Genomic DNA, 26,067 nt, shown 5'->3' with positions numbered 1-26,067 from the left:
GATCATGGGTCAGGCGCGCTCCCTTGCCCCACTTTCCGCAAACCGTCAACAATCTGCGCCAAAGCCATGCTCAGAGAGCCTTTGGCCAATACGGTATCACCGGCTCGGATCAGCTCTGGCAAACGCGCGACCATTTCAGTGCTGGTTTCAAACCAGAGGCCGCGTTTTTCGTCCGGCAAAGCGTCGTGAAGCGTCTTCATCAGTGGGCCGATACAATGAACACGATCAACACGTTGCATGGCATCCACGTGGGCCATATTGGCGTGCATTTCGGCTTCTTGTGCGCCCAACTCTTTCATATCGCCCAAGAACGCGATCCTACGGTCACCCTGCGACGCGGCCAGCACATCCAGCGCGGCCTCCATCGAGGTCGGGTTGGCGTTATAACTGTCGTCCAGCAATTCGACCTGACCGCCCGCAATCAGCGCAATCTGCTCTCGCACCCCGCGCCCCTTGACCGGAGACCACCGGGCCAACCCAGTAATCGCGTCGTCCAGTTCAACGCCCATCTCTACACAGGCGGCCAATGCCCCCAGCGCGTTCATCGCAAAATGCGTGCCGGCAGATTGTACGTCAAACTTGAATGGGACATCGCCCACGGTCGCCGACGCATGTACCGAATCCGAGGCCTGCGTGACATCTTTCAGCACATAATCCACAGCGGATCGCCCGAACTCTACGACCCCAGCCCCGTTTTCCATTGCACACTCGCGTAGAATTTCTGCGTGTTCCACATCCGCGTTGACGATCGCCGCGCCACCTTTGGTCAGACCTTCGAAAATCGCAGCCTTTTCATGGGCGATTCCGGCAACGGACTCGAACGCCTCTAGGTGGACAGCCGCCACGGTCGTTACCAATGCCACGTGCGGGCGGGCCTGCCGCGCCAAGGGCGCGATCTCTCCGGGGTGGTTCATGCCAATCTCGATTACCGCGTAGTCGGTGTCGCGCGGCATCCGGGCCAATGTCAGAGGAACACCCCAATGATTGTTGTAGCTGGCAACGCTGGCATGTGTTTTTCCCTGCGCTTCCAAGATAGTAGACAGCATTTCCTTGGTCGAGGTTTTCCCGACGCTGCCCGTAACGCCCATCACCCGCGCATCCGTGCGCGCACGCGCGGCCTGCCCCAGCGCCTCCAACCCTGCCTGAACGTCGTCCACGATCAGCAGCGGCGCATCTTCGGGCACACCTTCGGGCACACGGGACACAAGCGCTGCACCTGCCCCTTTTTCCAATGCCTGCGCAACGAACTCATGCCCGTCGCGCGCCGCTGTCAACGCTACGAAAAGATCGCCGGGCTGCAGCGTTCGCGTGTCAATGGACACGCCGTTTGCTGTCCAATCCGCTGTAGCACGCCCACCGGTTGCTTCGGCGGCTTCGGATGCGGTCCACAAAGTCATGCGACCCTCCCGTCAAGTGCGGCGACGCTTATGCTGGCCTGTTCTACATCGTCAAATGGCAGCACCTGATCGCCAACAATCTGGCCTGTTTCATGCCCTTTGCCTGCAATCAGCAGCGCGTCGCCGGGTTGCAAGGCATCGACACCGCGGAGAATGGCCTCGGCCCTGTCTCCGACTTCGGTTGCACCCGGTGCCCCTTGCATCACGGCCTCGCGGATCACTGCGGGGTCTTCGCTGCGCGGGTTGTCATCCGTTACAAATACCACATCGGCGTTGTTCGCCGCGGCCTTGCCCATCAAAGGGCGCTTTCCCGCATCCCGATCGCCACCCGCGCCAACGATTGCAATCAGCCGACCCATGACATGCGGGCGCATCGCCTTGAGCGCAGTCGCAACCGCATCCGGCGTGTGGGCGTAGTCCACGAACACCGCCGCCCCATTCTCTCGCGTTGCAGCCAGTTGCATTCGTCCACGCACGGTTGTCAGGTGCGGCAAGGTTTCAAAAACGCGCTCGGGATCATCTCCGCCCGCGATCACAAGCCCGCAGGCCAAAAGGACATTCTCGGCCTGAAATCCCCCAATCAGGTTCAGGCGCGTTTGAAAGACCTTTCCTTTCCACGAAAAGCGCAGGTCCTGACCCGTGGCATCGAAACGCTGGTTCATCAGACACAGGTCTGCATCACCCAAACCAACGGTCAGCACATCCTGCCCCCGGTCTTCGGCGATCTTGCGGACTTGCAGCCCTTTGGGGTCGCTCATGTTGATAACGACGGTTCCGTCCTGCGGCAGAACGCGATCGAACAGACCGGCCTTGGCCGCAAAATAGGCCTCAAACGTTTCGTGGTAGTCCAGATGGTCCTGCGTGAAGTTTGAAAAGCCCGCCGCAGTCAGGTTCACCCCGTCCAGGCGCCGTTGTTCCAAACCGTGCGACGACGCCTCCATCGCGGCATGGGTCACACCGTTTTCTGCCGCTTCTGCGAGACAACGGTGCAGGGTTATAGGCTCTGGCGTGGTATGGGCCAGAGGCGCGGTCCAGGCACCTTCGACACCGGTTGTGCCAAGATTGACCGCGGCGTGGCCCAGCTCCATCCAGATCTGACGTACAAAGGTCGCGACCGACGTCTTGCCGTTTGTCCCGGTCACGGCAACGATAGTCTGCGGTTGAGAGCCAAACCAAAGCGCCGCACATCCCGCCAGCGCCTGACGAGGGTCTTCAACGACGACCAGCGCCGCATCCGAGCCCGACAACTCATCCGCCGCGATCACAGCGCCCTCGGCATCCGTCAGGATGGCCGCAGCGCCCATCCGCAGGGCGAACTGGATAAACTCGCCCCCGTGAACCCGCGTTCCGGGAAGGGCTGCGAACAAGTAGCCGTCCTTGACCTCTCGACTATCGACGGCCAACCCGGTTATTTCCGGGTTTGCGCCACCTCGGGCGGTCAGGGCCAGTTGGCTGAGTTTCTTTGTCCTTGTGCCCATCGCCCACCTCTTGCCGGACAGTCTAATTTGAGGTCAGCGTTATAGCAGCGCGCGCCTCAGGCTCAAGCCGGGGACGCAAGCCCAGCAAGGGCGCGACACGACCAATCAATTCGGCCGCCACGGGCACCGCTGTCCAGCCCGCCGTCCGGCGCTTTTCGCCGTAGGCAACGATGGACGGCTCGTCCAGCGTGACGATCAGAACGTATTTGGGATCATAGGCCGGAAAGATCGTCGCGAACGTCGCGATGACCTTGTCGTCATAGTAACCGCCGCGTGGCTTCGGCTTGTCGGCTGTGCCGGTTTTACCTGCGACATCATACCCCGCCACGTCCCCGAAACTGGCCGTCCCGTCCGTGACCACCTTGCGCAACATCTTTTGCGCCTGAAGCGCGGCACCATGTGACAGCACACGGGGACCATACTGAGGGCCGTTCTTACGCAACACCGTTGGACTGACGTAGTGCCCGCCATTGGCGATCGCCGCGTAACCGGCTGCCAGATGCATTGGGCTGGTCGACAGCCCATGACCATAGGAAATGGTAACGGTACTCAGCTCGCCCCACTTCTTGGGCTTGAGGGGCTCGCCACCCGCGGCTTCGACAATCTCAAACGGTGTGGGTTCGAACATGCCGAGCGCGCGCAAGAACTCCTTTTGACGCTGCGCGCCGATCTGCAACGCCAGCCGCCCGGTCCCCCGGTTCGAGCTGTGAACAATCACATCCGCGACGCTGATCTTGCCATAGTTCTTGCCGTTGAACTCACCAATTGGAAAGCGTCCGATCCGCATAGGCCCAGACGTGTCGATGATTGTCTCAGAATTCACCAGCCCCAGTTGCACCGCCTGCGCGGCCGTGAAGATCTTGAAAACCGATCCCAGCTCGTACACGCCCTGCACATAGCGGTTGAACAAGGGGCTGTCAGACGGATCAAACCCCGAGGTCGGCGGGCGCGGACGGTCGTTTGGGTCAAATGACGGCAACGACGCCGCCGAGATCACTTCACCCGTATGCGCGTTCATCAAAACGGCCGAGGCACCCTTGGCGTTCATGATATTCATGCCGCCATACAGAACCTGCTCGACCGCAGCCTGAATGGTCAGGTCCAATGACAGTTGCAGCGGCTTGTTCCCATTGGCCGGGTTGCGCAGATAGTCATCAAACTGTTTCTCGACCCCGGCAACACCGATCACCTCGGCTGCGCTGACGCCTTCACGCCCGAATCCCGATCCGCCAAGAATATGCGCGGCCAGCTTGCCGTTAGGGTACAGCCGCATCTCACGCGGGCCGAACAGGATGCCGGGATCACCGATGTCGTGAACGGCTTGTTTCTGTTCCGGCGAGATACGCTTTTTGATCCACAGGAACTTGCGGTCGCCGGTGAAATCCTTGACCAGACGTTCTTTTTCCAGATCAGGGAAAATCGCGACCAACTGATCAGCGACGGCCACCGGGTCGATCATCAGGGGCGGCTGGGCATAGACCGAATAGGTGTCCAGATTGGTTGCCAGAATACGCCCCTCGCGGTCGACGATATTGGCCCGCTGCATGGCAATCGCGGCACCGGGGGCGCTGGCCAGCGGCTCTTGCGCCTCGGATGTTGCCAGCATCCCCATGCGAAACCCAACCACTGCAAAGGCACAGAAAAAGAACAGGCCAAGCACCAGAAGCCGCCCTTCTGCACGGGCGCGGGCGTGATCCTTCATGTCTTCGTGGCGCTTCCTGATATTTTCACGTTCGATGGCCTTGGGGTTTTCCCCCCGCGCGCGTGCATCAAGGATACGGGCCAGAGGTCGGAGGGGCGTGCGCGTCATGGGATCTGCACCTCGCCCAAAGCCTGAATGTTAGTCAGCGACTGCAGCTCAAACGGGTCTACGATCGGCAAGTCAGGGTCTTCTGCATATGCAATCTGGTCAGCGCGCCCGAACTGCTCGGCACGAAGGGGTAGCAAACCCAGACGTTCAAAATTCAGATCGGCCAGTTCGCGCAGTCGATCAGGGCGATTAAGATACGCCCATTCCGCGTTCAAAACCGCAAGCCGGACCTGAGCCACGCCAATCTCGCGCTGCAACTTCTGCGTTTCCTTAACGACCTGCTGGGTGCGATAGTTCTCTTGATACGCCCAAAGCGCCAATCCGAACACGGCCAAGGCAGTCAACGCATACAAAACACTTTTCATTTTGCCCTTCCCCCAGGTTGCGGCATCCCAATGGCGCGGGCATCAATTTCCCCCGCCGGTGCCTCGGTCCGCACAGCGACACGCAGCTTGGCCGAGCGCGCGCGCGGATTTTCCTGTAATTCCTGTTCATCCGGTCCAACAGCCTTGCGCGTCTTAAGCGTAAACTGAGGCTGGTCCTGCTCCACCTCAGGCGCATAGCGGTTTGCACGCCCGGTCTTGCCAGCACGCGACTGAAAGAACCGTTTGACCATGCGGTCCTCGATAGAATGGAATGTAACAACGGCCAGTTGCCCGCCCAGCTTCAAAGCACGTTCCGCAGCCATAAGCCCTTGGAAAAGCTCTTCATATTCCGCGTTCACCGCGATCCGCAGGCCCTGAAAGCTGCGTGTCGCCGGATGCGATTGACCCGGCTTCGAACGCGGGAGGCAGGATTCGATAATCTCAGCTAGCCGCAGTGTTGTGGTAATCGGTGCCTCGGCCCGCGCCTTCACAATCGCCTTGGCAATCCGGCGGCTAGCGCGTTCCTCGCCAAAATGGAAAAGGATGTCGGCCAGTTGCGCCTCGGTCGCTGTGTTGACCAAATCGGCAGCACTCTCGCCTTCCTGACTCATCCGCATATCCAGCGGACCGTCTTTCATGAAGGAAAAACCACGCTCCGCCTGATCCAACTGCATGGACGAGACCCCAAGGTCCAACACCACCCCATCCAGATTCTGTGCGTATTCATCCATGCGAGAGAACACACCCTGCTGCATCACCAGTCGGTCACCGTATCCACCCACCCAATCAGCGGCCATCTCAAATGCCAGCGGATCACGGTCCACACCGATAACCTTCTCGGCCCCGGCTTCCAGCAAGCCGCGCGTGTACCCTCCCGCTCCAAAGGTGCCGTCGAGCCAGGTGCCCGAGACAGGCGCCACGGTCGCAAGCAACGGACGCAGAAGGACAGGGATGTGGGGTTTTTCGGTGGGGGTTTCAGCGCCGGCCATGCCGTTACGCATCCCCGGTGCCGTCTAGGAACTCCAGAGGGTCAAAGTCCCCTGGCTGTTCGTCCAACCATTCTTCGGCCGAAGCCAGTTCTTCCGATTCATATGTTTCGGGCTTCCAAATCTGGAACGTGTCCCCGGCGGCAATAAAGAACGCCTCGCCCTCAAGTCCGATCTTGTTGCGCAACTTAGCAGGCAACACCAGACGACCTGTCTCATCCACCGTGGTCGGGAAAGACTGACCGTGGAACATGCGTTGCAGCAGTTTCCGCTGCATCGAACCACGCGGCAGCGCGTCGATCTTGTCATCAACCTCGTCGATCGCCCGCATCGTATAGCATTCAAGAAACTTCCGGCGGTGATCGCCGTAGACAATAACAAGCTCTGGATTATCGCCGGGCTGCCAATTGGGGTCACAGGATTCAAGCACACGGCGAAAAGAGGCCGGGATCGAGACCCTGCCCTTCGTGTCCACCTTATGGTGGCTTTCACCTCTAAACCTGCGCGCCAAGACGACTGTCCCTTTCGCTTGCGCCCCACCTAAAATTCACGTTCCCCCCGGATGAAAAACGGCGGGTTGATCTGCTGCCACTGATCAACCCGCCGCATTGACCCGCTGAGCGGGAAGTCCAGCTGCGCGCGCCACCTGGGGGGATGTCTGCTCGCCCGCGCGCCGGATCTCTTGAGTGATGAAAGCGAGATGCCTGTATGAAACCTGAATTTTATTGGTTCGGGGTCGTTTGGTGCCCCATGTGCCTCGTCCTCATCGGATGCATAAGGGATGACATGGGAATTCATGGAAATCAATAGGAATATTCGCCCACTCATGACTGAAGACCCATCCTAATAAGGCCGCAACCAAAAGGAAAGACCACTAATTGCACCACAAATTGTCTGTTTGCAGAAAATATACACCATATATAGTTGAGTTCACGCTGACCCAATTTATCCCATGATTTCCCAAAAATTTTTAAATTTTTGTGATTCCCAGCCCAACCACACGGCAACACCGCACAAAATTAGTCGAATCACCCAGCCTCAGTCATGGCTGCACCACCTAAATTCAACTGCAGCCCACGGCGCGGCCCACGAATTCCCATAGCTCTAAATTTCTCGCAGCCCGCGCCTCAACTCTCAAGACGGGATTTACAATATGCACAAATTTCGGAATATGCCGCCCATTCAAGGGGCAAACCCATGCACCCTGAAATCGCGCCGAGGCGATGCCCCTCATGCGCAAGCGGCCAAAAGTCATATTTTAAAGGCACTTTCACCGCAAGGTTTACAACTTGTTGATATCCATGCGTTTGCTGCATAGCAGCAATGACTACGTAGGCTATTGTGCAGGCGCAGCATTTGCCTATTTTTGTAACCAAGCAAGCGCTGGAACACTCCGGCGACAACATACAAACCGGGTTACGCACATGGCTGTAGCAACACATCATACTGCGCTGAAGAACGCGCCCGCAACCGGCTTGGCTTCGTTGATCGAGGCCGCAAAGGCCCGGTACGCGCGTCACCGCGTCTATCGTCAGACCGTAAATGAACTGTCTGAACTTTCGAACCGCGAACTGACCGATCTGGGCCTGCACCGCTCGATGATCCGCCGGCTGGCACTTCAGGCCGCAGAAGAATTCGCCGCGCGTTAATCGCGGCACGACATAACCGAGATCAGGTCCTTCCTCCTCCCTTTAGGACCTGTATTACAGCAGCGGCATCTCTCCTCCTCCCTGATGCCGCTGCACTAAATACCGGCCCAACCTGCCGGAAACCGACACACCGGGTACTCCTCCTCCCTTTCCCGGTGTTGAAAGCGCGCGGCGACGTCTCTCCTCCTCCCTGACGTCGCCGCGTCTTACAGATACCGGGATCAGACCCGGAGACGGATACATCGGGGCTCTCCTCCTCCCTGCCCTGATGTTGAAAGAGCGCGACGACACCTCTCCTCCTCCCTGGTGTCGTCGCGACTTACACATACCGGGATCAAACCCGGGTTCGGATACATCGGGACTCTCCTCCTCCCTGTCTCGATGTTGCAAAGAACGGCGGTTTCCTCTCCTCCTCCCTGGAAACCGCCGTTTTTCTTTGCCCAAAAACAAAAAAGGGGACGCAAACGCCCCCTGCTTCTTCTGTTCAAAATACTTCGGAGCGCGAGGCAGAGCCTCGCAAAAACTCAGAACGGCACGTCATCCTTGGCAGATAAGAAACGCGAGACGACCTTCTTCACCCCGGCCTTGTCGAAATCGACTTCGACCTTGTCACCCTCAATTCCGATCACCGCGCCATAGCCGAACTTCTGGTGAAACACCCGTTCACCCAAGGTGAAACTGGCCACCGCTGTCGCATCAATCACAGTGTTCCGGCTTTCGCGGGGCTGAGACGTCCCATATTGCCCCTGACGCGCCTGCATCCTTTTCCAGCCCGGGGAATTATAGACATTCGCTTCGGCTGCTCGGCTTTCGATGCTGGCCGTAACCTGCCCCCCACCGTAAAGACCCGGAGGCGTCAGAACTTCCACGTGATCTTCCGGCAATTCATCAATGAATCGCGAAGGCATGGAGTTCTGCCATTGCCCGAACACCCGCCGATTTGCAGCAAAGGAAATCGTGCAAACTTCTTCGGCGCGGGTAATTCCCACATAGGCCAAGCGCCGCTCTTCCTCGAGCCCCTTGATACCGGATTCGTCCATTGACCGCTGTGACGGGAACAAGCCATCCTCCCAGCCCGGCAGGAACACGGCTGGAAACTCCAACCCCTTGGCCGCATGCAGCGTCATGATCGAGACCTTGGCGCCGTCGCTGTCCTGCTCGTTATCCATAACCAGACTGACATGTTCCAAGAATCCTTGCAGATTCTCGAAATTGTCCAACTGATTGACCAGTTCCTTGAGGTTTTCCAACCGCCCCGGTGCCTCGGGCGTCTTTTCATTCTGCCAATGGGCCGTATAGCCGGATTCATCCAGAATGATCTGCGCCAGTTCGATATGCGATACTTCAGGCTCACCAAAACGAAGGGGTGCGCCGTTGTCGATGACCGTATCATCCTCGACCTCAATCCTCGGGCCGCGCGTCATCGCGTTCCAGCGCGCCAGCCCCTCGATTAACTCGCGCAGCGCCTTGCCACCTTTACCCTTAATTAGCCCATTGTCGACCGCAATCCGCGCGCCATCGACCAGCGAAACACCGTGTTCACGCGCGGTCATTTGGATCGTCTGCTGCGCCTTGTCGCCCAAACCTCGTTTCGGCGTGTTCACAATTCGCTCAAACGCCAGATCGTCGCCGGGGCTGACCACCAGCCGGAAATAGGCCATGGCATCGCGAATCTCCATCCGCTCATAGAACCGAGGGCCACCGATCACCTTATAGGGCAGGCCAATGGTCAGAAACCGATCCTCGAAGGCGCGCATCTGGTGCGAGGCACGGACAAGGATGGCGATCTCATCCAGATTCATAGGACGAATTCCGCGCGTTCCACCCTGCAAGGCGTCGATTTCCTCACCGATCCAACGGGCCTCTTCCTCGCCATCCCAGTGGCCGATCAGATTGACCTTGTGGCCGTCTTCGGCATCCGTCCACAGCTCTTTACCCAGACGGTTTTCATTGCCGCGAATGACGTTCGAAGCTGCGGCCAGAATATGCGGGGTCGAGCGGTAATTCTGTTCCAGCCGCACCACGAACGCGCCTGGGAAATCCTTTTCGAACCGAAGGATGTTGCCCACCTCGGCCCCGCGCCAGCCATAGATCGACTGGTCATCATCGCCCACGCAACAGATATTCTTATGCGCCCCGGCCAACAGCCGCAGCCACAGGTATTGGGCGACGTTGGTATCCTGATACTCGTCCACCAGAATGTACCGGAACCAGCGTTGATATTGCTCAAGAACATCCGCGTGGGTCTGAAAAATCGTGACCATGTGCAACAGGAGGTCACCGAAATCGACCGCGTTCAGCTCGCGTAGGCGGGTTTGGTATTGGGCATACAGCGCAATACCTTTGTTGTTATACGCCCCCGCATCTGCAGCGGGCACCTTATCGGGTGTCAGAGCACGGTTCTTCCAATCGTCGATAATCCCCGCCAGCATTCGCGCGGGCCAGCGTTTGTCATCAATATTGGCCGCTTGGATTAGTTGCTTGAGCAGCCGTAGCTGATCATCCGTATCCAGAATGGTGAAATTCGATTTCAGATCGACCAGTTCCGCGTGACGGCGCAGCAGCTTGACGCAGATCGAGTGAAACGTCCCCAGCCACGGCATCCCCTCGGCGGGTTGTCCTAGCAGGCGGCCCACACGTTCTTTCATCTCGCGCGCGGCCTTATTGGTGAAAGTGACCGACAAAATTTCGTTGGGTCGCGCGCGTCCAGTACTGAGCAGATGGGCTATCCGCGCCGTCAGCGCCTTGGTTTTACCTGTCCCGGCACCAGCCAACATCAGCACAGGACCATCCAACCGCTCGACAGCTTCACGCTGCGCTGGATTCAATTCGTCCAGATAAGGCATAGGCCGCGCGGCCATGGCCCGCGCAGACAGCGATGCGCCTTCGAAGGCGTCCATTTCGTCGAAACTGCTCATATCCTCAAACTACGCTGGTTACGCCGCGAGGGAAAGAGTTTGTTCACGCCTTGTTCACAAGACATTCCGCATTGACTTCACACCAATTCTACTCGGATTGGTATGGTGGTCCGACAGAACATTGGCCTTCTTTCAACGCTTGTGTCCGATGTTTACCGTCAGATTTACGGGTGCCAGAAAGTGAAACCAAACGCGCCAAAAGGGTAATGTCCTTGCCGAATCGCGCCTTAGGTCTGATCAATCCATATGGACCTACACAGCAGCTATCCCGGAATTGCCGACCTAAAACGCCGCGCCCAACGCAGGATACCACATTTCGTGTGGGAGTATCTGGATAGCGGAACCGGGTCCGAGGCAACTTTGCAACGCAACAGGGTCTCACTGGATCGCATGGGGTTTCTGCCGTCGATCCTGCATGGCCCGTTGGAGTTTGACACACAGCGTCGATTTTTGGGTCAAACCTATCCATTGCCGTTTGGAGTCGCACCGATCGGCATGGCGGGGTTGATCTGGCCCGACGCCGAGGGGTTGTTAGCCCGGGCGGCAGCGACGGCTGGCCTGCCCTTTACCCTGTCAAACGTCGCCACGCAAAGCCCCGAGGATGTGGCCCCTCATCTGGGACAGAATGCGTGGTTTCAGCTTTACCCGCCAAAAGACCCCGACATTCGCCGGGACTTGCTGGATCGAGTAAAACAGGCGGGATTTTCGACACTGGTAATGACTGCTGATGTTCCCGTTGCGTCACGACGCGAACGCCAGACGCGGTCTGGCCTGACCAACCCACCTAAACTGACCCCGCGCTTGCTGATGCAGATTGCGCAGCGTCCGGCATGGGCAATGGCAATGGCACGTAGTGGCCCGCCAAGGATGCGGACACTGGACAAATACACCGACAACTCCAGCAACCTGCCCCCGACGGCGCATGTCGGGTATCTGCTCAGAACATCGCCGGATATGGAGTATGTGCACTGGCTGCGCGATGCATGGGATGGCAATCTGATCGTCAAAGGCGTGATGCGGGCCGAGGACGCAGAGCCCCTCAAGAAGGCCGGCGTTGACGCGATCTGGATTTCGAATCACGGGGGGCGGCAGTTTGATGGAGCACCATCCAGTATTGAGGCCCTGCCAGCGATCCGGGCGGCGACCGACCTTCCCCTTATCTTCGACAGCGGGGTTGAAAGCGGGCTGGACATACTGCGTGCGCTGGCACTTGGGGCTGATTTTGTCATGCTGGGCCGTGGCTTCATGTACGGTTTGGCCGCATTAGGTCAGAATGGACCAGCGCATGTGATCGACATTTTGCGGCAGGATCTACAGGCGAATATGGGCCAACTGGGCGCCGAAAATCTGGGGCAGATCCCACCTAGCCTAACACTGGATTGATGCCGCAGCGCAGCGCGTGTAATAAGATAGCGCTAACAGAAGGCGTTTGCGAGCGTTAACATGCCGGTTCTACCCAGAACGACTGATATACGTGCGCGTATTGTCCGCCTATCAACACGGCCAAAGAAGTAGGACCGGGAACTGACATGACCGACTTTAACAAGATCCTGATCGCCAATCGCGGCGAGATTGCCATTCGCGTGATGCGCGCAGCCAACGAGATGGGCAAACGCACCGTCGCTGTCTTCGCCGAAGAAGACAAGCTGGGCTTGCATCGTTTCAAGGCGGATGAGGCATATCGCATCGGTGAAGGGATGGGCCCGGTTGCAGCATATCTCAGCATTGATGAGATCATTCGCGTCGCCAAGGAATGCGGTGCTGATGCGATCCATCCCGGTTACGGCCTGTTGTCGGAAAATCCCGATTTCGTGGATGCCTGTGTGCAAAACGGCATCACCTTCATCGGCCCCAAGGCCGAAACAATGCGCGCCCTTGGTGACAAGGCCAGTGCCAGGCGCGTTGCGATTGAGGCAGGCGTGCCGGTCATCCCGGCGACCGAGGTTCTAGGTGACGACATGGATGCGATCCGTGCTGAGGCCGCCGAGATCGGCTATCCCTTGATGCTGAAAGCATCTTGGGGCGGCGGCGGACGCGGGATGCGCCCCATCGAATCCGAGGATGAGCTGGAAGAAAAAGTTCTGGAAGGCCGCCGCGAGGCCGAAGCCGCCTTTGGCAATGGCGAAGGCTATCTGGAAAAGATGATCACCCGCGCCCGCCATGTCGAAGTGCAGATTCTGGGCGACAAGCATGGTGAGATTTACCACCTCTATGAACGCGACTGCTCGGTGCAGCGCCGCAACCAGAAGGTTGTGGAACGCGCCCCTGCCCCGTATCTTTCCGACGAACAGCGTGCAGAGATCTGTGAGTTGGGCCGCAAGATCTGCGCCCATGTGAACTACGAATGCGCGGGCACGGTCGAATTCCTGATGGATATGGAAACCGGCAAGTTCTACTTCATCGAAGTGAACCCCCGCGTACAGGTCGAACACACCGTCACCGAGGAAGTCACCGGTATCGACATCGTGCAGGCGCAGATTCTGATCGCCGAGGGGAAGACTCTGGCCGAGGCCACCGGAGCGGCCAGCCAGTCGGATGTGCATCTGAACGGCCACGCGCTGCAGACCCGCGTCACCACCGAGGACCCGCAGAACAACTTCATCCCCGATTATGGCCGCATCACTGCTTATCGCTCGGCCACCGGGATGGGCATCCGTCTGGATGGAGGCACGGCCTACGCAGGTGGGGTGATCACGCGGTATTACGACTCGTTGCTGACCAAGGTGACGGCCAAGGCCCCCACGCCGCAGGCCGCAATAGCGCGGATGGACCGCGCCCTGCGCGAATTCCGTATTCGCGGCGTCAGCACCAATATCGACTTTGTTATCAACCTGCTGAAACACCCGACCTTCCTGTCGAACGAATACACCACTAAATTCATCGACACGACGCCCGACTTGTTCAGCTTTCAGCGCCGCCGCGACCGGGGCACCAAGGTTCTGACCTATATCGCGGACATCACCGTGAACGGGCATCCCGAAACCAAGGACCGCCCCGAACCCCGCGCCGATCTGAAAGAGGCTAAGCCCCCCGCACTGAAGGCCGAGCCGCAGATGGGCACGCGCAACCTGCTTGAACAAAAAGGTCCGCACGCTGTGGCCGACTGGATGAAGGCCCAGCGGCAGTTGCTGATCACCGACACGACCATGCGCGACGGGCATCAGTCACTGTTGGCCACCCGGATGCGGTCGATCGACATGATCAAGGTCGCTCCGACTTATGCGGCGAACCTGCCGCAACTGTTCAGCGTAGAATGCTGGGGCGGTGCGACGTTCGACGTGGCTTATCGGTTCCTTCAGGAATGCCCGTGGCAACGACTGCGCGACCTGCGCGAGGCGATGCCGAACCTGATGACCCAGATGCTGCTGCGTGGCGCGAACGGGGTTGGGTATACCAACTATCCCGACAATGTGGTGCAGGAGTTTGTCCGGCAAGCATCGCAGAACATCGACGTGTTCCGTGTGTTCGACTCGCTCAACTGGGTCGAGAATATGCGAGTAGCTATGGATGCAGTCGTCGAGAACGGCAAAATCTGTGAAGGCACCGTTTGCTATACCGGCGATATTCTGGACCCCGATCGTGCCAAGTATGACCTGAAATATTATGTCGGCATGGCGAAAGAGCTGCGCGACGCGGGCGCGCATGTGCTGGGACTGAAGGATATGGCGGGGCTGATGAAGCCAGCCTCGGCCAAGATTCTGATCCGCGCGCTGAAAGAAGAAGTTGGGCTGCCGATCCATTTCCACACCCACGACACCGCAGGTATCGCCAGCGCCACCATTCTGGCGGCATCCGAGGCGGGCGTGGACGCAGTGGATTGCGCCATGGACAGCTTCAGCGGCAACACCTCTCAGGCGACGTTGGGCACCGTGGTCGAGGCCCTTCGCCACACCGATCGCGACACCGGGCTGGACATCAAGGCGATCCGCGAGATCAGCGATTACTTCGAGGCCGTGCGCGGCCAGTACGCGGCCTTCGAATCCGGCCTTCAGGCCCCGGCGTCTGAAGTGTATTTGCACGAAATGCCCGGCGGTCAGTTTACCAACCTCAAGGCGCAAGCACGGTCTTTGGGACTGGAGGAACGCTGGCACGAGGTCGCGCAGATGTACGCGGACGTGAACCAGATGTTCGGTGATATCGTGAAAGTGACGCCCTCGTCCAAGGTGGTGGGTGACATGGCGCTGATGATGGTCAGCCAGGGCCTGACTCGCGATGCCGTGGAAAGCGCGGATACGGATGTGGCATTCCCCGACTCGGTCGTCGATATGATGCGCGGCAATCTGGGCCAGCCTCCGGGCGGGTTCCCCGATACGATCATCAAGAAGGTGCTGAAGGATGAGGCACCCAACACCGAACGCCCCGGCAAGGACGTGCCCGCCGTCGATCTTGAGGCCACCCGCGCCGAGTTGTCCAAACAGTTGGAAGGTAAAGAGGTCGATGATGAGGACCTGAACGGGTACCTGATGTATCCCAAGGTGTTCCTCGACTATATGGGCCGCCACCGGGTCTATGGTCCGGTCCGGACCCTTCCCACGCGCACCTTCTTCTATGGCATGGACCCCGGCGAAGAGATCACGGCCGAAATCGACCCCGGAAAGACGCTGGAAATCCGCTGTCAGGCGATCGGTGAGACTGACGAAAATGGTGAGGTCAAAGTGTTCTTTGAACTCAACGGCCAACCCCGTGTGATCCGGGTTCCTAACCGTCTGGTGACGTCATCCACACAGGCCCGACCCAAGGCCGAGGCGGGCAATCCCAACCATATCGGCGCGCCAATGCCGGGGGTTGTTGCGACCGTAGCCGTATCCGCCGGTCAAGAGGTCGAAGAAGGTGATCTGTTGCTAACCATCGAAGCTATGAAGATGGAAACCGGCATCCATGCCGAACGTGACGCGGTGGTCAAGGCCACTCATGTCCAGCCCGGTGGCCAGATTGACGCAAAGGACCTGCTGGTCGAACTGGAGTGAACGCTCTAGTTTCATGATCAAGTGACGGGCCGCTCGGACAACCGGGCGGCCTTTTTCGTAAGTTAAGGAAGGAAACCATGTTGTCCATTACACCGATCTACGCCGCTTTGCTGGCAATCGTTTATGTCTTTCTCAGCGGATGGGTCATCAATACGCGCCGGACACAGAAGATTTCCTACGGCGACTCTGGTGACGACAGTATGCTCAAGTCCATTCGCACGCATTCCAACTTTGCGGAATACGCGCCGTTTGCCTTGTTGCTGATCGCGATGGTCGAGCTTCAGGGTGCCGGGGGCGTATTGGTGAACATTCTGGGCCTTGGCCTACTGACGGGCAGGGTGTTCCACGCCTATGGGTTCGGCAAAACACCGCAGATCGTCATTCTGCGTCAGATGGGCATGATTCTGACATTCGCTGTTTTGCTGATTGCTGCTGTCGCCAACCTTGTTCTAGCGCTTTGAGTTGTTCTCCGGCTGAAACGCCGAAAGGCGTTCAGCCTGTCAGAGGTTTGGACACTATCGTATGGGCCGACGTCCAGACCTGAGTTGGCTCGACGCTCTGCTCTGCTGGAATATGCGATAAGATCGCGGCAATTGTCATTAAAATGGCCAATGCCGTGATTTTGTATCTTTCTTTGGGTTTCACCTGTCACCTCCGTCGTTTTTTGCAACTCTCTGAACCTTCAACGCATTCACAGAAGAGTTCCGTCGCCAAAAAAGAAATTTTCCAAGAGATGCGTTTTTCCGCTTGCAGCCCCGCTTGGGAATTTATACATCCCTCCTCACTCAACGGCGCGGGCGTAGCTCAGGGGTAGAGCATAACCTTGCCAAGGTTAGGGTCGGGCGTTCGAATCGCCTCGCCCGCTCCATTGAGAGGTCTTTAGGACCGACACATATGTATCTGATGCGGGCGTAGCTCAGGGGTAGAGCATAACCTTGCCAAGGTTAGGGTCGGGCGTTCGAATCGCCTCGCCCGCTCCAGATACGATTGTTTCCTAAACTTTTCTGGTTTCCTGCCGAATGTTGCGCCATTGTATTGGCATTAACGATTGCAGGATTTTAACGATGTCAGATTATTCTATCCGGCCCCTTTCGGCCGTAGAGTTGCAGTATGCCGTCGATTGGGCAGGCAGCGAAGGATGGAACCCGGGCTTGCGCGATGCGGAATGTTTCCGCTCCACTGACCCGGAAGGGTTCTTGGGCGGGTTCCTTGATGGGGACATGATCGCCTCGGTTTCAGCGGTGAACTACGATGACGCGTTTGCCTTCCTGGGTTTTTACATCGTGCGCCCCGAGTTTCGTCACCACGGTCACGGGCTAGAGATCGCGCAGCATGCTCTAGCGCATTGCGAGGGGCGCAATATGGGGCTGGATGGCGTGGTCGAGCAGCAGGACAACTACCGAAAGTCAGGCTTTTCCTTTGCCTATAACAATTATCGGTTCGGCGGGACCATCGGTGAAGTCCTACCGGAACTTGGTCAGGTGCTGGGTAACGGCGTTGCACCACTGGAATCTGCCACAAACGCGCTGCGCGCCTATGATCGTAAATTGTTCCCTGCCCCGCGCGACGCGTTCCTGCAAAGCTGGCTGGGCGCATCGGATCATATTTCACGCGTTTATTCCGAGAACGGTCAGATAAAGGGCTATGCCACCCTGCGCCCCTGCCGATCGGGTTACAAAGTTGGTCCACTTTTTGCGGATGAGGTTGGCATCGCGCAGGCACTTTTGGCCAGCTTACTGGCCGCTGTAGCCCAAGATCATCACGATCACGACGTCTTTGTCGACATGCCACAACCCAACGATGCCGCGTTTGCAATGGCCAGACAGTTAGGGTTGACCAAAGTCTTCGAAACCGCCCGGATGTATTCCGATCACGAACCGGAAATTGACCTCAACCGAATCTTCGGAGTGACCACGTTCGAACTTGGCTAACGCCAGGTTTCGAAACCCCGCTTCGACGTCCAACCTTATGCGCAGGGACTTTATGCATGCTGGGAGAACACCAAAAACGGCTGTTGCAGGACATGTTCGAGAACCTGCCGGGGATCAGCTTTTTGATCCTGTCCCGTGCCACTGACGATTTGCGCCTGGCCGGGTGGGTCGGAACCGTGCTCGCGACCCTTGTGTGCCTGGCGTATGTCAAACGGGTTCTGCGCGCACATCCCATCTTGTTGGGGATCAATATTTTCATGGTGGTCATAACACCTTTGATCGAAATTCTGGTGCTGTCCGGCAGCCGGAACGCAGCTGATCTATTGATCGGCAATATCGACTCACTTGTGCTGGGCAGTGTTTTCGTAACGGGCGTTGTGTTGACCCTGTTCACAGCCAAAGGCTTTCTGACCTATGACGCAAAAAGCGCCAAGCAAATGCGCATCCATTCCACGGCAATGTTGGCGCTGTGCGTCGCCGGGATTGTCTGGTCCGCAGCCATGGGACAGAACTACCTGATAACGCTGGCGGTTCCGCTCATGGTGCTTTTTGGATGTCAGCGCTTCCTGCGTGCGGGCGCAACAGACCGTCAATCGCGCAGGGGCGTTTTGTTAAGCGGGACCATACCGATAGACCCGCCCGCCGAGACGGTCGCCTGATCTAGAACGCCTTGAATGTCATCGTAGTCAGCGACCTTTCTATATTCGGTATCACCAGCAGATGTTCGTTGATGAAATGCCCGACATCTTCGGTCTCGGGGATATAGAGCTTTAGCAGCAGGTCGTATTCGCCGCTGGTCGAATACAGCTCGGAATGGATTTCGCGCAGGGCGATTTCCTCGGCCACCTTGTATGTTGTGCCGGGTTTACAACGGATTTGGATGAAGACGCAGGTGGACATGGGCCGGGCCTTGGTTGTTCAGGTTGCGTGCAGGCTGGCACGGGCCGCGCCGGGGTGCAATCCCCTGCAACAGTTTGGCGGGAATGACAGATGCGGTCTAGAATGTGCTGCCCCTCCGCGTCTATAAGCGCGGCTGTAGCAAAAGGAATTCGCCCATGCGCAGCGCAAAGATCAGCCGTCAGACCGCCGAGACCGAAATCTCGGTCGAGGTCAATCTGGACGGCACCGGCCAGTATGACAACCAGACAGGCGTCGGGTTCTTCGATCACATGCTGGACCAGCTTGCGCGCCATTCGCTGATCGACATGACGATCCGCGCCAAGGGTGATTACCACATCGACGACCACCACACCGTCGAGGATACGGGGATTGCGCTGGGTCAGGCGCTGACGCAGGCGTTGGGTGACAAGAAGGGCATCCGCCGGTATGGCGAATGCCACCTGCCTATGGATGATGCGCAGGTACGCTGCGCGCTGGACCTGTCTGGCCGTCCGTTCCTGATCTGGAATGTCGACCTGCCCACGCCCAAGATCGGCACGTTCGACACCGAATTAGTGCGTGAGTTCTTTCAGGCGCTGGCCACCCATGGCGGCATCACACTGCATATCGACCAATTGCACGGGTTCAACAGCCACCACATTGCCGAGGCAGCGTTCAAGGCGGTCGCGCGCGCGTTGCGTCTGGCGGTTGAAACCGACCCGCGCAAGGCCGATGCGATTCCGTCCACCAAGGGCGCGCTGTAAATGCTGACAGCCATTATCGACTATGAGAGCGGCAATCTGCACTCGGCAGAGAAGGCGTTTCAACGCATGGCGCGTGAGTTGAATGCGGGCGAGGTGGTTGTGACCTCGGACGCAGACGTCGTTGCGCGCGCGGATCGTCTGGTTCTGCCGGGCGACGGCGCGTTTCCCGCCTGCGCTGCCGAGTTGCGGGGCCACAAAGGTATCTATGACGCCATGGTCGAGGCGGTTGAGCAAAAGGGGCGACCGTTTCTGGGTATCTGCGTCGGGATGCAGCTGATGGCGTCAAAAGGCCATGAATACAACGAGACTGACGGTCTGAACTGGGTTGCCGGGGACGTCGTGCGCATCGCTCCTTCTGACAGCGCGCTAAAGGTGCCGCATATGGGCTGGAATAATCTGGTTCTCGAATGTGATCACCCGGTCTTTGACGGGGTGAAGTCGGGCGACCATACCTATTTCGTCCACTCCTACCATTTTCGCGTCACCGATCCGGCGCAACGGCTGGCCTATGTGGATTATGGTCAGGAAGTCACGGCCGTGATCGGCCGCGACACGATGATTGGTATGCAATTTCATCCCGAAAAAAGCCAGGATGTGGGCCTGCGTATGATCGGGAATTTCCTTACCTGGGCCCCCTGAGCCCTTATTGAACGCGGGTCCAGGTCTGACCACGGCAGACCAGACCACCCGCGACACAACCCTTGACGGTCAGCGCATTCTGGCTGTCCAGCGTCATCTTCGAGTTATAGGTCTTGTCCCGGTCCGGCGCCCAGATCTTGCCGTTGTCATAAGCGCCGTTGCCCTCGGGCTCCATGTCCCAGATGATCTTTTTGCCCAGGTTCTCATAGGAAAGTTGCTGATTGCCGTTGCCATCAAACGCGGTGTCGATGGTACCGCAGATCGCACTGCCGCACGGTGCAATCGTCACGTGCAGATAGCCGCCTTCGTCGCCGGGTTCGGTCTTCCACAGACCGTCAACTGGGTCAGCCGATGCAACCGTGGAAAAAACGCACAGGGCTGCCGCTGCAATGATTGAATGTTTCATGATGTTCTCCCTTAGATGGCGGTACTGTGTCGCGCAGCAACCGAACCGGCAAGATTAACCCCACGTCGCGTTGCATCCCCTATCCAGCTTGTGCGATATCCAGCGCGTACAACTCTGATATAGGGCCGCCCAAAATGATCCTCTACCCCGCTATCGACCTCAAAGACGGCCAGGCCGTGCGCCTGCTGCGCGGTGAAATGGACAAGGCAACCGTATTCAACGAAGACCCTGCGGCGCAGGCCAAAGCCTTCGTTGATGCCGGTTGTGACTGGCTGCATCTGGTTGATCTGAACGGTGCCTTCGCGGGCGAGCCTGTCAATGCTGCACCGGTCGAGGCGATTCTGGCGGCCTGCAACGTACCCGCACAACTGGGCGGCGGCATCCGCGACATGGCCACCATCGAAACTTGGATCAACAAAGGACTGGCGCGGGTTATTCTGGGCACTGTGGCAGTTGAGAACCCTGACCTGGTGCGCGAGGCGGCGCGTGAATTCCCCGGCAAGGTCGCCGTGGGCATCGATGCCCGCAACGGCATGGTTGCCACCAAAGGCTGGGCCGAAGAAACGGACGTGCAAGTAACCGATCTTGCCCGCAGCTTCGAGGACGCGGGCGTTGCGGCCATCATCTATACTGACATCAACCGCGACGGAGCCATGCAGGGCCCCAATATCGAGGCAACTGCCGACCTTGCCCGGGCCGTGTCAATTCCAGTGATCGCGTCAGGCGGCGTCAGCTCTTTGGACGATCTGATCGCTCTGCGTGATTGCGGCGTGGAACTGGACGGCGCGATTTCAGGGCGCGCACTTTACGACGGCGCGATTGATCTGGCCGAAGCCATCCGCGCCCTGAACTAGGTTACTGCGCGGCCGCAGCAGTCAACTTGGCCAATGCGCCGCGCATTTTGTCGATCACCGGCGAATTCTCGACCTCGTCCAACTCGTCCATTGTCTCTTTGGGGTCTTCATAGGCCAGCCAAACCTGACCATCAGCGTCTTGATAGGCCTGAACCTTCAATGGCAGGAACAGGCCGGCCCTCGGGTCGATCTGCATCGCGGGTGTGCCCAACGCAGGATTGCCAAAGATCAGGACCTGATTGGCGGGGATCGGGGTACCAACTTTTTCGGCACCGGCTGCATGGTCGACCCGGGCGAATACGGTTGCGCCCGCATTGCCAACGGCTGCCTCGAGCGCATCCAGTGCTTCAGCGACAGATTTGTCTGTAGGGATTTTGATAATATCGTCAGCCATAGCGGACAGAGTACCTCCGAAAATCAGAAACGTTGCCAGTATCAGTTTGTGCATATCGGAATTCCTTTATTGAATTTCACCCCAGTTTTCACAGCTTTGCGCCGTGCGGCAATCACAAGTCTGGCATCGGCGGGGCTTTGCCGTTAGAGGTGCCCGCTATAGAGGATACCACATGCTAAAAACCCGCATCATTCCCTGTCTGGATGTCGCCGATGGCCGTGTGGTCAAGGGCGTCAATTTTGTTGGCCTGCGTGATGCGGGCGATCCGGTAGAGTCGGCAAAAGCTTATGACGCGGCCGGAGCCGATGAGATCTGTTTTCTCGATATCCACGCCACCCATGAAAACCGAGGCACCATGTTCGATGTGGTCCAACGGACTGCCGAACAGTGCTTTGTGCCTCTGACCGTGGGCGGCGGTGTGCGCACCAAAGAAGACGTGCGCGCCCTACTGCTGGCCGGTGCTGACAAGGTCAGCTTCAATTCGGCGGCTGTGGCGAACCCGGATGTGATCGCGGAATCGGCGGATCAGTTTGGCAGCCAGTGCATCGTCTGCGCGATCGACGCCAAAACCGTCAGCCCCGGAAAATGGGAGATATTCACCCATGGCGGGCGCAAGCCCACAGGTATCGACGCAGTTGAATTCGCGAAAACCGTGGTCGCCAAGGGTGCCGGGGAAATCCTGCTAACTTCGATGGATCGCGACGGCACGAAAGCTGGGTTCAACCTGCCTCTGACCCGCGCCATTTCCGACGCCGTAGACGTTCCGGTTATCGCTTCTGGTGGTGTTGGCAATCTCGACCATCTGGTAGAAGGCGTGACCGAAGGCGGCGCAAGCGCTGTTCTTGCCGCCTCGATCTTTCATTTCGGCGAGTACACAATCCGCGAGGCCAAAGAGCATATGGCCGCCGCAGGCATTCCGATGAGGCTGACATGAGCATCCTGCAAGATCTGGCCGCAACCATTGAGGCCCGCAAAAAGACTGACCCAGACAGCAGTTGGACCGCCAAGCTGCTGGCCAAAGGCCCGGAAAAATGCGCCGAGAAGTTCGGGGAAGAGGCCGTCGAGGCGATTATCGAGGCTGTCAAAGGCGATCAGGCAAAACTGACGTCTGAGGCTGCGGATGTGTTGTATCATCTTCTCGTAATGCTGGCCGCGCGTGACGTCGCTTTGGACGATGTGTTGGATGAGCTGGCGCGGCGTCAGGGCGTCAGCGGCCTGGAAGAAAAGGCAGCGCGACCAAAGGGGTGACGCCTGCCCTCGCAATCTCGTAATGTGGTTCGGCAAGGTTCACGGATTGAAGGCGCGGATATGATCAAAGCTTTGGCGTTTGTATTTGCGCTTGGAATACTGGGTGCCTGTTCAGTCGCACCGCAGTCAACCGGAGACGAGGTTCAGCGGCTTGCGGCCGAAATTCGCAGCCTTGGCCCGGATATCGACCCCGAAGAAGCAGAGCGCGCGGCGCGCATCGCTTATTCCTATACCGCGCAGTTAGCACAGGAATACGAAATCACCGATCCCCCACTGATTCACAACGCCAAGGTCAACAAGGGTTTGCGCCCCCGGGGGTTGTGCTGGCATTGGGCCGAAGACATCGAACGGCGGCTGGATCAGGAAGGCTTCCAAACGCTGGAGATGCATCGCGCCATCGCCAATGCAGATAACCCGTTCCGCATCGACCACAGTACCGCCATCATCAGCCGCAAAGGGGAAACTATGTATGATGGTGTCGTACTGGATCCCTGGCGGTACGGTGGCACCTTATTCTGGTCTCCGCTGCCGGAAGATACGAAATACAAGTGGGTGCCGCGCGAAATCGTTCTGGAAAAGCGACGGCTAGAGCAAGTCGCGCGACTGAAGCCCCTGCCTGGCACCTGAACATTCAAAGCTTGGACGATATGACCCCGGTCGCGAAGCCGCCCATGCGCAGTTCTCCGAAAAGGCGTTGATATTCGATTTTCGGGCAACGATTCATCACAACATCAACACCGCGTGCTTCGGCTACGGCGGCGGCTTTGTCATTTTCCACGCCAATCTGCATCCAGATTGTGCGTAGACCAGGAAATGCCCCAAGCGCCTCATCAACGATTGGCGGAACTGCTTCTGAGCGCCGGAAAATATCCACCATATCCACCTGCTCTGGAATATCAGACAGCGAAGCCCGCACTGTTTGACCAAACAGCTGCTTGCCTGCATGGCCCGGATTCACGGGAATAACGGTGTACCCCTTAAGCGACAGATAACGCGCCACATAGTAACTTGGCCGCACCGGATTTATCGAAACACCGACAACGGCAATCGACTTGGTTCGCTGGAGGATGTCTTTCAGAAACGCATCAGAGTATTCGGTCATGCGCCCACCCTATTCGGACGATACAGAATAAAAAAGCGCCCAGGTAAAAACCTGAGCGCAAGTTGTTGGAACGAGGGACAGTGAAATGACCCGCGGCAGTTCCGTTCCGCGGTCACTGTGACATTTAGGCATAAGTTGAGAGAAAAAAAGAGGGGGTGCGCAATTTTGTGATGACAGATCACAAAAAGCGGAAACCCGCCTATTGCTCGTACAGCGCGGTGGGCCAATGTGCTTCGGCCATGCGGATGTATTCTGCAGTGTCGGTGTTCCATACTTGCTCGATCCCGGGTGAGTGCGTCAGGTACAGCCGTCCGTCAATCACTGTCCAAAGCTTCGGGTCTGTACTCACCAACTCTCCCATCGCCATGGCATACGCGCAGTATCCGCCGAACTGGGGCGCATAGGCCCTTGGGTTCATCTCGAAAGCATCGCGATTCTCGGCCGAGGCAAAGTGCCATTCGGCACCTTTCCACTTTACCGAAAATTCAGGAAGCCCAAGGCGCGGGGTGTCTTCGGTGAAATACGAAACCGCATCATATCCGGCCATAACTGCCCCGTCCGTCTGATAAAAGACGGGCATGTCCTGGGCAAACGCCGCCGGAGCAAACAGGGTGGCGGCCATCGCGCCAAGTAGGAAACGTCGGTTCATAATCACCAAGTCATGGTTTGAGGTTCAGTGTATCAATTTGCAATTTTTTGACACATCCGAAACCCCCATTAACGAGTTTGTGATCGCCTGAGATGCGAATACGTCCCCTCAATCAAAGATATCTTCAACCACGTCCCAGGCTTCATCCAGAACGCGCGAAAACAAACCCTTCTTCCTCTTTTTCTTCTTGCTCTTGTACGGGTGCTGGGTTTTCGCGGCATTGCGAACCGGCTTGCTGTCCGAAAGTTTGCGCTTGGGCACCATTTTCAGGTCGTGCAGAGGCGCGCCGCAGCTTGAACAACTTAGCTCATGACGCTGCTTTCCCTTTAGAACCAGCGCCGCGCGGGTTCCACAGTAGCAGCAGGTGGCGATTTTTGAGGGCGTGAAAATGGTGCTCTCCTGTTTATCTGTGCCTTGAGGCATATAGGGCAATCGCAGCCGCATTTGAGACGTTCAAGGACCCGAACCCACCCGCTGCGTCGATTTTCACCAGATGATCAACGGTTTCCTTGGTCTTCTGGCGCAAACCCGGCCCTTCGGCGCCAAGCACCAACGCCACCGGGTGATCCAGTTTGCCGTCCAAAGTGGCCTCGATCGTAAGGTCCGCTTCGCCGTCCAGCCCCAGCACCAAAAAGCCCATACCCTGCAACTCGACTATTGCGTCGGCCAGATTGCGAACACGAAGGTACGGCTGCCTTTCCAGCGCCCCACTTGCAGTTTTTGCCAATGCCCCCGTTTCCGGTGCCGAATGATGGCGCGTTCCGATAACCGCGCTGGCCCCCAGCACTTCGGCCGAGCGTAGAATCGCCCCGACGTTGTGCGGGTCTGTCACGCGGTCCAGTAGGATCACGCGCGGATGTTCACGCCCGATACAGTTCTCGGCCAGCCCCCCCCAGTCCAAGGGCTTCACTTCCAATGCCGCGCCCTGATGCACAGACCCCGGATCAATCGGGGCGGTGAATTTGCGTGGATCGACCATCTCGGGCTCAATCCCTGCAAACTCAATGGCTTCGGTCAGCTTGTCCCGCGCATTTCGGGTCACAATCAAGCGCAGCTTCTGCCTGTCCGGGTTCATTAGGGCGTCGCGCACAGCGTGCAAACCAAACAGCCAGACGGTTTCCGACGCCGCAGCTTTGCGCGCCTGTTCCTTTTCAACGACCCACTTGGGTTTCTTCATTTCTTGGGCCTCCGGGCCGGGAAATCGGTTTCCTGCGCCAAAGCGATATTTTCCTGTTGACGCTCCTTTAAGGCGCTAGTAATCACGCCTCCACGTCAGGTGCAACGCCTGACAGTGGGCGACAGGCCGCAAGGTGTGGCAGGGGACTGTAACTCCCTCGCGGAGACGCACGCCTGGTTCGATTCCAGGGTCGCCCACCACTTCCAATCCACCAATAAAATATAGCTCATTTGCATGCCTTTCGGTGTTTGCGGTGGTTACACCGTGTTCCCATCATTTCCACACCAATGCCCTTGAATGCGCGTCGACGACTTCCTCAGTCTGGACAAAGTCTGGAAAAGTATTATGTTCATTTTAGTGACCCAGGGTGCTGTAACACCCTGAGTCGTCCACCCGTCCTGAGCCTCCCCAACTGAACGGGTCCACCGTTATGTTCAGGAAACGGAGGACTAAG

General features: G+C 58.0%; 26 protein-coding genes and 3 tRNA genes. 15 read left to right on the top strand and 14 right to left on the bottom strand.

All coding sequences use genetic code 11. The features are described from left to right. Positions 1 to 2 precede the first annotated feature (2 nt). From murF to mraZ, 6 genes are read right to left on the bottom strand one after another with little or no spacing between them, the layout of a single operon-like run. Positions 3 to 1,397, bottom strand: a complete 1,395-nt coding sequence (murF, locus tag GOV87_RS00145) for a UDP-N-acetylmuramoyl-tripeptide--D-alanyl-D-alanine ligase (protein WP_171210414.1) — start codon at positions 1,395 to 1,397, stop codon at positions 3 to 5. After that, positions 1,394 to 2,875, bottom strand: coding sequence for a UDP-N-acetylmuramoyl-L-alanyl-D-glutamate--2,6-diaminopimelate ligase (locus GOV87_RS00140; RefSeq protein ID WP_171210413.1), 1,482 nt, complete (start codon positions 2,873 to 2,875; stop codon positions 1,394 to 1,396). The genes murF and GOV87_RS00140 overlap by 4 nt, the downstream gene beginning before the upstream one ends. Before the next feature lie 22 nt (positions 2,876 to 2,897). Next, positions 2,898 to 4,685: a penicillin-binding protein 2 gene (locus GOV87_RS00135; protein ID WP_171210412.1), complete on the bottom strand. Its 1,788-nt coding sequence runs from the start codon at positions 4,683 to 4,685 to the stop codon at positions 2,898 to 2,900. Further along, complete coding sequence (locus GOV87_RS00130; RefSeq protein ID WP_171120635.1) at positions 4,682 to 5,050, bottom strand: cell division protein FtsL; 369 nt, start codon at positions 5,048 to 5,050, stop codon at positions 4,682 to 4,684. Before GOV87_RS00130 ends, GOV87_RS00135 begins: the two co-directional genes overlap by 4 nt. After that, positions 5,047 to 6,039: a 16S rRNA (cytosine(1402)-N(4))-methyltransferase RsmH gene (gene rsmH, locus GOV87_RS00125; RefSeq protein WP_171210411.1), complete on the bottom strand. Its 993-nt coding sequence runs from the start codon at positions 6,037 to 6,039 to the stop codon at positions 5,047 to 5,049. Before rsmH ends, GOV87_RS00130 begins: the two co-directional genes overlap by 4 nt. A gap of 4 nt (positions 6,040 to 6,043) precedes the next feature. After that, positions 6,044 to 6,547 carry a division/cell wall cluster transcriptional repressor MraZ gene (mraZ, locus tag GOV87_RS00120; protein ID WP_170384396.1) on the bottom strand — a complete coding sequence of 168 codons (504 nt, stop codon included), beginning with the start codon at positions 6,545 to 6,547 and terminating at the stop codon, positions 6,044 to 6,046. A gap of 913 nt (positions 6,548 to 7,460) precedes the next feature. Between mraZ and GOV87_RS00115 the strand changes: the two genes are divergently transcribed. After that, positions 7,461 to 7,685, top strand: coding sequence for a DUF1127 domain-containing protein (locus tag GOV87_RS00115; RefSeq protein ID WP_171210410.1), 225 nt, complete (start codon positions 7,461 to 7,463; stop codon positions 7,683 to 7,685). 524 nt (positions 7,686 to 8,209) lie between these two features. On the opposite strand, the gene GOV87_RS00110 is transcribed toward GOV87_RS00115, so the two are convergent. Then, a complete protein-coding gene (locus GOV87_RS00110) occupies positions 8,210 to 10,603 on the bottom strand; it encodes an ATP-dependent helicase (protein WP_171210409.1) in 2,394 nt (797 codons plus the stop codon). Positions 10,604 to 10,849: 246 nt separating this feature from the next. On the opposite strand from GOV87_RS00110, the gene GOV87_RS00105 reads away from it, so the two are divergent. The 7 genes from GOV87_RS00105 to GOV87_RS00075 all read left to right on the top strand — a co-directional run bounded on the left by GOV87_RS00105 (position 10,850) and on the right by GOV87_RS00075 (position 18,160). Continuing rightward, positions 10,850 to 11,986 carry an alpha-hydroxy acid oxidase gene (locus tag GOV87_RS00105; RefSeq protein WP_171210408.1) on the top strand — a complete coding sequence of 379 codons (1,137 nt, stop codon included), beginning with the start codon at positions 10,850 to 10,852 and terminating at the stop codon, positions 11,984 to 11,986. Positions 11,987 to 12,132: 146 nt separating this feature from the next. After that, the gene (locus GOV87_RS00100) at positions 12,133 to 15,570 is read left to right on the top strand and encodes a pyruvate carboxylase (RefSeq protein WP_171210407.1); all 3,438 of its coding nucleotides are present in this window, start codon (positions 12,133 to 12,135) and stop codon (positions 15,568 to 15,570) included. A gap of 77 nt (positions 15,571 to 15,647) precedes the next feature. After that, the gene (locus GOV87_RS00095) at positions 15,648 to 16,031 is read left to right on the top strand and encodes an MAPEG family protein (RefSeq protein ID WP_171120624.1); all 384 of its coding nucleotides are present in this window, start codon (positions 15,648 to 15,650) and stop codon (positions 16,029 to 16,031) included. A 332-nt stretch (positions 16,032 to 16,363) separates the two neighbouring features. After that, positions 16,364 to 16,438 (top strand) — tRNA-Gly (locus tag GOV87_RS00090). Positions 16,439 to 16,475: 37 nt separating this feature from the next. After that, positions 16,476 to 16,550 (top strand) — tRNA-Gly (locus GOV87_RS00085). 84 nt (positions 16,551 to 16,634) lie between these two features. Further along, positions 16,635 to 17,501 carry a GNAT family N-acetyltransferase gene (locus tag GOV87_RS00080; protein ID WP_171210406.1) on the top strand — a complete coding sequence of 289 codons (867 nt, stop codon included), beginning with the start codon at positions 16,635 to 16,637 and terminating at the stop codon, positions 17,499 to 17,501. Between the two features lie 56 nt (positions 17,502 to 17,557). Then, a complete protein-coding gene (locus GOV87_RS00075; RefSeq protein WP_171210405.1) occupies positions 17,558 to 18,160 on the top strand; it encodes a hypothetical protein in 603 nt (200 codons plus the stop codon). Position 18,161: 1 nt separating this feature from the next. Here GOV87_RS00075 and GOV87_RS00070 read toward each other — a convergent pair whose 3' ends face one another. Continuing rightward, positions 18,162 to 18,401: an Lrp/AsnC family transcriptional regulator gene (locus tag GOV87_RS00070; RefSeq protein WP_050602861.1), complete on the bottom strand. Its 240-nt coding sequence runs from the start codon at positions 18,399 to 18,401 to the stop codon at positions 18,162 to 18,164. 155 nt (positions 18,402 to 18,556) lie between these two features. Here GOV87_RS00070 and hisB point away from each other — a divergent pair, with 155 nt between their 5' ends. Beyond that, the gene (hisB, locus tag GOV87_RS00065) at positions 18,557 to 19,144 is read left to right on the top strand and encodes an imidazoleglycerol-phosphate dehydratase HisB (RefSeq protein ID WP_171120619.1); all 588 of its coding nucleotides are present in this window, start codon (positions 18,557 to 18,559) and stop codon (positions 19,142 to 19,144) included. Further along, complete coding sequence (hisH, locus tag GOV87_RS00060) at positions 19,145 to 19,783, top strand: imidazole glycerol phosphate synthase subunit HisH (RefSeq protein ID WP_171210404.1); 639 nt, start codon at positions 19,145 to 19,147, stop codon at positions 19,781 to 19,783. A gap of 4 nt (positions 19,784 to 19,787) precedes the next feature. On the opposite strand, the gene GOV87_RS00055 is transcribed toward hisH, so the two are convergent. Next, entirely contained in the window at positions 19,788 to 20,189 is a 402-nt protein-coding gene (locus GOV87_RS00055) for a DUF2147 domain-containing protein (RefSeq protein WP_171120614.1), read from the bottom strand. A 134-nt stretch (positions 20,190 to 20,323) separates the two neighbouring features. On the opposite strand from GOV87_RS00055, the gene hisA reads away from it, so the two are divergent. Next, positions 20,324 to 21,043 carry a 1-(5-phosphoribosyl)-5-[(5-phosphoribosylamino)methylideneamino]imidazole-4-carboxamide isomerase gene (gene hisA / locus GOV87_RS00050; protein ID WP_171120610.1) on the top strand — a complete coding sequence of 240 codons (720 nt, stop codon included), beginning with the start codon at positions 20,324 to 20,326 and terminating at the stop codon, positions 21,041 to 21,043. A gap of 1 nt (position 21,044) precedes the next feature. On the opposite strand, the gene GOV87_RS00045 is transcribed toward hisA, so the two are convergent. After that, on the bottom strand, positions 21,045 to 21,491 hold the full coding sequence (locus GOV87_RS00045) for a DUF302 domain-containing protein (protein ID WP_254447283.1): 447 nt from the start codon (positions 21,489 to 21,491) through the stop codon (positions 21,045 to 21,047). A gap of 118 nt (positions 21,492 to 21,609) precedes the next feature. Between GOV87_RS00045 and hisF the strand changes: the two genes are divergently transcribed. The 3 genes from hisF to GOV87_RS00030 are packed head-to-tail and all read left to right on the top strand — an operon-like array spanning position 21,610 to position 23,312. Beyond that, positions 21,610 to 22,371 carry an imidazole glycerol phosphate synthase subunit HisF gene (hisF, locus tag GOV87_RS00040; protein WP_170384425.1) on the top strand — a complete coding sequence of 254 codons (762 nt, stop codon included), beginning with the start codon at positions 21,610 to 21,612 and terminating at the stop codon, positions 22,369 to 22,371. After that, positions 22,368 to 22,685: a phosphoribosyl-ATP diphosphatase gene (locus tag GOV87_RS00035; protein WP_171120606.1), complete on the top strand. Its 318-nt coding sequence runs from the start codon at positions 22,368 to 22,370 to the stop codon at positions 22,683 to 22,685. The genes hisF and GOV87_RS00035 overlap by 4 nt, the downstream gene beginning before the upstream one ends. Positions 22,686 to 22,745: 60 nt before the next feature. Next, positions 22,746 to 23,312, top strand: a complete 567-nt coding sequence (locus GOV87_RS00030; protein WP_171210403.1) for a hypothetical protein — start codon at positions 22,746 to 22,748, stop codon at positions 23,310 to 23,312. Positions 23,313 to 23,316: 4 nt separating this feature from the next. On the opposite strand, the gene GOV87_RS00025 is transcribed toward GOV87_RS00030, so the two are convergent. From GOV87_RS00025 to rlmB, 4 genes are all read right to left on the bottom strand, one after another. Further along, the gene (locus GOV87_RS00025) at positions 23,317 to 23,787 is read right to left on the bottom strand and encodes a CoA-binding protein (RefSeq protein ID WP_171210402.1); all 471 of its coding nucleotides are present in this window, start codon (positions 23,785 to 23,787) and stop codon (positions 23,317 to 23,319) included. A 199-nt stretch (positions 23,788 to 23,986) separates the two neighbouring features. Then, the gene (locus tag GOV87_RS00020) at positions 23,987 to 24,436 is read right to left on the bottom strand and encodes a YHS domain-containing (seleno)protein (protein WP_254428665.1); all 450 of its coding nucleotides are present in this window, start codon (positions 24,434 to 24,436) and stop codon (positions 23,987 to 23,989) included. A gap of 108 nt (positions 24,437 to 24,544) precedes the next feature. Next, on the bottom strand, positions 24,545 to 24,859 hold the full coding sequence (locus GOV87_RS00015; protein WP_171210713.1) for a hypothetical protein: 315 nt from the start codon (positions 24,857 to 24,859) through the stop codon (positions 24,545 to 24,547). Then, on the bottom strand, positions 24,840 to 25,613 hold the full coding sequence (rlmB, locus tag GOV87_RS00010) for a 23S rRNA (guanosine(2251)-2'-O)-methyltransferase RlmB (protein ID WP_171120598.1): 774 nt from the start codon (positions 25,611 to 25,613) through the stop codon (positions 24,840 to 24,842). The genes GOV87_RS00015 and rlmB overlap by 20 nt, the downstream gene beginning before the upstream one ends. Positions 25,614 to 25,729: 116 nt before the next feature. Here rlmB and GOV87_RS00005 point away from each other — a divergent pair. Further along, positions 25,730 to 25,813 (top strand) — tRNA-Tyr (locus GOV87_RS00005). Positions 25,814 to 26,067 lie beyond the last annotated feature (254 nt).

Origin of the sequence: Ruegeria sp. HKCCA5426 (genome assembly GCF_013034585.1) — a bacterium.
Lineage (GTDB): Bacteria > Pseudomonadota > Alphaproteobacteria > Rhodobacterales > Rhodobacteraceae > Ruegeria.
Note: the sequence above shows the minus strand (reverse complement) of the source record. Positions and strands in the feature narration are given on the sequence as shown.